The 4091-nt window shown below is 39.5% G+C and carries 3 protein-coding genes and 3 tRNA genes; 1 reads left to right on the plus strand and 5 read right to left on the minus strand.

Features of this window, described 5'->3' with window-relative positions; translation table 11 throughout:
- Positions 1-210: 210 nt before the first annotated feature.
- From AB4128_RS15285 to AB4128_RS15295, 3 genes are all read right to left on the minus strand, one after another.
- Positions 211-284, minus strand: a tRNA-Gly gene (locus AB4128_RS15285).
- A gap of 35 nt (positions 285-319) precedes the next feature.
- Positions 320-404: transfer RNA gene (locus tag AB4128_RS15290), tRNA-Tyr, on the minus strand.
- A 7-nt stretch (positions 405-411) separates the two neighbouring features.
- A tRNA-Thr gene (locus AB4128_RS15295) sits at positions 412-487 on the minus strand.
- 220 nt (positions 488-707) lie between these two features.
- Here AB4128_RS15295 and coaA point away from each other — a divergent pair.
- Complete coding sequence (gene coaA, locus AB4128_RS15300) at positions 708-1658, plus strand: type I pantothenate kinase (RefSeq protein ID WP_065108948.1); 951 nt, start codon at positions 708-710, stop codon at positions 1656-1658.
- A gap of 9 nt (positions 1659-1667) precedes the next feature.
- Here coaA and birA read toward each other — a convergent pair whose 3' ends face one another.
- Complete coding sequence (gene birA / locus AB4128_RS15305) at positions 1668-2630, minus strand: bifunctional biotin--[acetyl-CoA-carboxylase] ligase/biotin operon repressor BirA (protein WP_372038200.1); 963 nt, start codon at positions 2628-2630, stop codon at positions 1668-1670.
- A complete protein-coding gene (murB, locus tag AB4128_RS15310; RefSeq protein WP_372038201.1) occupies positions 2630-3643 on the minus strand; it encodes a UDP-N-acetylmuramate dehydrogenase in 1014 nt (337 codons plus the stop codon). Before murB ends, birA begins: the two co-directional genes overlap by 1 nt.
- Positions 3644-4091 lie beyond the last annotated feature (448 nt).

Genomic DNA, 4091 nt, shown 5'->3' on the forward strand with positions numbered 1-4091 from the left:
TTCAAATTTTTCTTTAGCCATGATATTGCCTCAATCCAGACTCTTGGTAATGAAAACACATATAGAAAAAATCCGATGCATAAAATGACATCGAATCGATTAGTTATGGTGATTAAGCTTAGCATAAGACAGGAGGCGCTGATTTAAAGGATTTGACTGATTAACAATTCAGTTATCTGAACCATTAATCAATCAAGTCATTCAGCAATTTGGAGCGGATGGCGGGAATCGAACCCGCGTTATCAGCTTGGAAGGCTGGAGTAATACCATTATACGACATCCGCGCAACCTGAAAGGCTACCTAACTACCTTTAAAAAATGGTGGAGGGAGAAGGATTCGAACCTTCGAAGGCTGAGCCGTCAGATTTACAGTCTGATCCCTTTGGCCACTCGGGAACCCCTCCAGAAAAATGGTGCCGGCACCAAGAGTCGAACTCGGGACCTACTGATTACAAGTCAGTTGCTCTACCAACTGAGCTATGCCGGCTAATCATTTCGGAAACGGATATTAGGTAAATGTTGGCACAAGTGCAATAGAAAATGCATAAAAAAGCTAAAAAAAGTCTTAAATGCCGTTTTTTTGGGCTTTATTAGCTACTCACGCATAAAAATCAAGCGATTTGAAAGTTAGTGATTAACTAAGGTCAGTTTTTTATTGTTGAATATATTTTGTTGGTGTACTGTGCCTGACCTAAGGAAAGGACGTTATGACAGTAAATAAACCAATACATAAAACACTTTATCATTCATTTGGGCGTAAGCAATGGTCTGAGCTTCGTAATTCAGTCCCTCTTACACTAAGTGAAGACGAACTTGCCCGCTTACAAGGCATGAACGAGCAACTGTCTTTAGATGAAGTGACAGATATTTATTTACCGTTAAGTCGTCTTTTAAACTTGATCATCGACGCTCAGCAGCAGCGCAGTGTAGTATTAGATCAATTCCTCAATCATAAACCACGTAACTCTCCCTACATTATCAGTATTTCTGGTAGTGTCGCTGTTGGTAAAAGCACCACAGCAAGGATTCTACAAGCGCTTTTACAGCGTTGGCCCCAACACCCTAAAGTAGAGTTAGTCACTACCGATGGATTTCTGTATCCTTTGGCAGAGTTAAAAGCTAAAAACTTATTAAAGCGAAAAGGCTTTCCAGAAAGCTATGATATGAAGATGCTCATTGATTTCATTTCAGCTATCAAAGCAGGTCAACCGCATGTTAATGCGCCACTGTACTCTCATATCACCTATGACCGACTTACTGACCAAGTGCAACCGATTAACCAACCAGACATCTTAATTATCGAAGGTTTAAATGTACTTCAAACTGGCTTAGATCAATCACCTGAAAGTCGCAGCAGTTTTTTATCTGATTATGTGGATTTCTCAATTTACGTAGATGCAGATGAAGTGCTTCTAAAAGAATGGTATCAGCAACGTTTTAGAAAATTTCGTCAAGGTGCTTTTAGTGATCCGAAATCCTTTTTTCATCACTATTCAAACTTGTCAGATCAACAAGCTAATGAGACCGCAGCTAATATCTGGGATACGATTAACGGCCCAAATCTCCAGTCCAATATCAAACCAAGTCGTGAACGCGCTCACCTGATCCTTAAAAAAGGAGATAATCATTTGGTAAACCGCGTTTTACTACGAAAATAACCTCGTAGATTATAGCGTACCGCGTAGGCTAATCTCTCCACCTATATAGGCGGTTTGAACGCCATCGGTTTCCAAAATAACGCCACCTTGCGAGTCAATCCCTTTGCAAACACCTACAATTGACTTAGGTGACATGACCAACTCAATTTCTTTGTCGTAAAACAGATCATATTGTTGCCAGAGCGGAATAAACTCCGTTAAACCAGATACTTCAAACTTTGCTAGGTCTAACTTTAATTGTTTATGGAGTGCTAGGAGTAGGTTAGTTTTATCGGGCATTGTATCCAGAGAAGATAAATCACTCCAAGGCTGATCTATTTTTTCAGCCTGTTGAGCCGGCATACTCATATTAATACCAAAGCCAATGACCAAATTACATTCGTCCATAGACTGACCAGATAGCTCAATCAAGATACCTGCTAGTTTTTTATTGTCTTTGTAGATATCATTTGGCCACTTCAATCCAAGACCTTCAACACCAAATGTTCTTAGCGTGGACACGATAGAACACGCAATAACTAAGCTTAACCCCATTGCGGCATTCATTCCCTGGTTTATGCGCCAATAGAGTGACCCGTAAACATGTTGACCATAAGGTGACACCCATTGACGTCCCCTACGCCCCCTGCCTGCAGACTGATATTCCGCGATGCAAATATCACCACTATCTAGTTCATCAGAGTGCTGTAGTAAGAAAGCATTGGTACTGGCTATTTCATCAAAAAAGAAACACCTATCTTCAATCCCGTTTATAAGTAAGGATTCATCAAACAAAGGCAGAGCTTTCGATAACTTGTAACCCTTACCTTTTACGCTGTATATATCAATCCCGTAATCAGCTAACTGAGCTATGTGATTATTCACTGCAGTCCTGGATATTCCGACTTTTTGTGCAATCATTTCCCCAGAAGTATAACGACAATGATCCAGCAACTTAATGATTTGCTTCTTTTTGCTCCAATGCTCTGTCATTACAATTCCACCTCTCCGTGTGAACCTATTATTCTTGGTTCTGGCTCCAGTTTGATACCAAACTTATTATAAACAGTGTCAATAACATGATGCGCCAGTTTTCGTACATCGTCACCAGTTGCTTGATTAATATTAACTATCACCAACGCTTGCTTATTATGGACTGCCGCGCCGCCCAAGATATACCCTTTGAGGCCAGCTTCATCTATAAGCCAACCTGCAGCAACTTTAATACGCCCATCAGCTTGTGCATACCCGACCAAATCAGAAAACTTTTTCAATAAACTGATGTATTGCTCTGCTTCGATAATTGGGTTCTTAAAAAAGCTGCCAACGTTACCAAGTTTACAGGGATCAGGTAACTTGCTTGTGCGTACAGCACATACAGTCTCATAGATCTCTTTAGCACTCACTGTCTGACTATTTAAGTGGTTAAGTGGTCCATAACTTAGATTTGCTTGCCAGTTTTTTGGGATTGCTAATTTAACTGACGTAATGACTGCAATCTCTTTTAATTGTTTTTTGAAAATTGAATCACGGTAATCAAACTTACACTCAGAACCTGCAAGTGTATGCTCGCTAAAAGTATCAGTATTAAGGTAAGTGACTTCATTACAAAACTGGTTTATTTCGACTCCATATGCACCAATATTCTGAATTGGAGCAGCGCCCACCGAACCAGGGATCAATGCTAAATTTTCTAACCCGAAATAGCCCTCATCCAAAGTAAACTTAACAAGTTCATGCCAATTTTCGCCCGCCTGCACAGTTAAATAGACATTTTCATTATCCTCGGAAATAACGATGCCTTTATTGATCAGCTTAATGATCATCCCTTCATAATCGCAGGTAAAAACGATATTGCTTCCACCACCTATGATCATATACGGAACGCCCATTTCTTTTGCTTGTTTTATATATCGAATGAGATCCGAAACAGAGTTTGCCTCAACAAGCATTAGGGAATTTTGATTCAAAGACAGGGTATTTAAAGGCTTTAAGCTTGCGGACATATAAATGACTTGTACTAATAATGGTGATGTGAATATTGTACCCTGTGAACATTCATATGACTAATCGTAAGAAAGCCAAAATAGTTAACGCCTAATAAGCCACTAATAGCCTGTTTATCAATACTGAATCTGAGGGGGCAATGAAAGAAATGAACTGTTTTTATTAGTGACACTTCCAAACAGTCGACATAAAGTCTTTTAAGCAAAATTAACCTACAAAACTGTGACATAAATAATTGGATATCCACATTCAATCAAGAGAAATTAATTACTTAGCAATAACGCATTTTCATGTAGGCATATCGTCCACACTATCAGCTGTTGACGTGTCTAAACTTGAGCTATAGCTTCGTTCCTGAACCTGTTCATCTTAAATTACAGACACAAAAAAGCCCGTTACGTCAGTAACGGGCTATCTGCTCTCAATTAAGAGAAATTAGGCGCTTGG

It is taken from the genome of Shewanella sp. 10N.286.52.A9, from assembly GCF_041468985.1.
GTDB lineage: Bacteria > Pseudomonadota > Gammaproteobacteria > Enterobacterales > Shewanellaceae > Shewanella > Shewanella japonica.

Bases quoted from the DNA above. Each gene is read 5' to 3' on its own strand.
- birA (WP_372038200.1), bottom strand. From the start codon at position 2,630: ATGACAGAGCATTGGAGCAAAAAGAAGCAAATCATTAAGTTGCTGGAT.
- murB (WP_372038201.1), bottom strand. From the start codon at position 3,643: ATGTCCGCAAGCTTAAAGCCTTTAAATACCCTGTCTTTGAATCAAAAT.
- coaA (WP_065108948.1), top strand. From the start codon at position 708: ATGACAGTAAATAAACCAATACATAAAACACTTTATCATTCATTTGGG.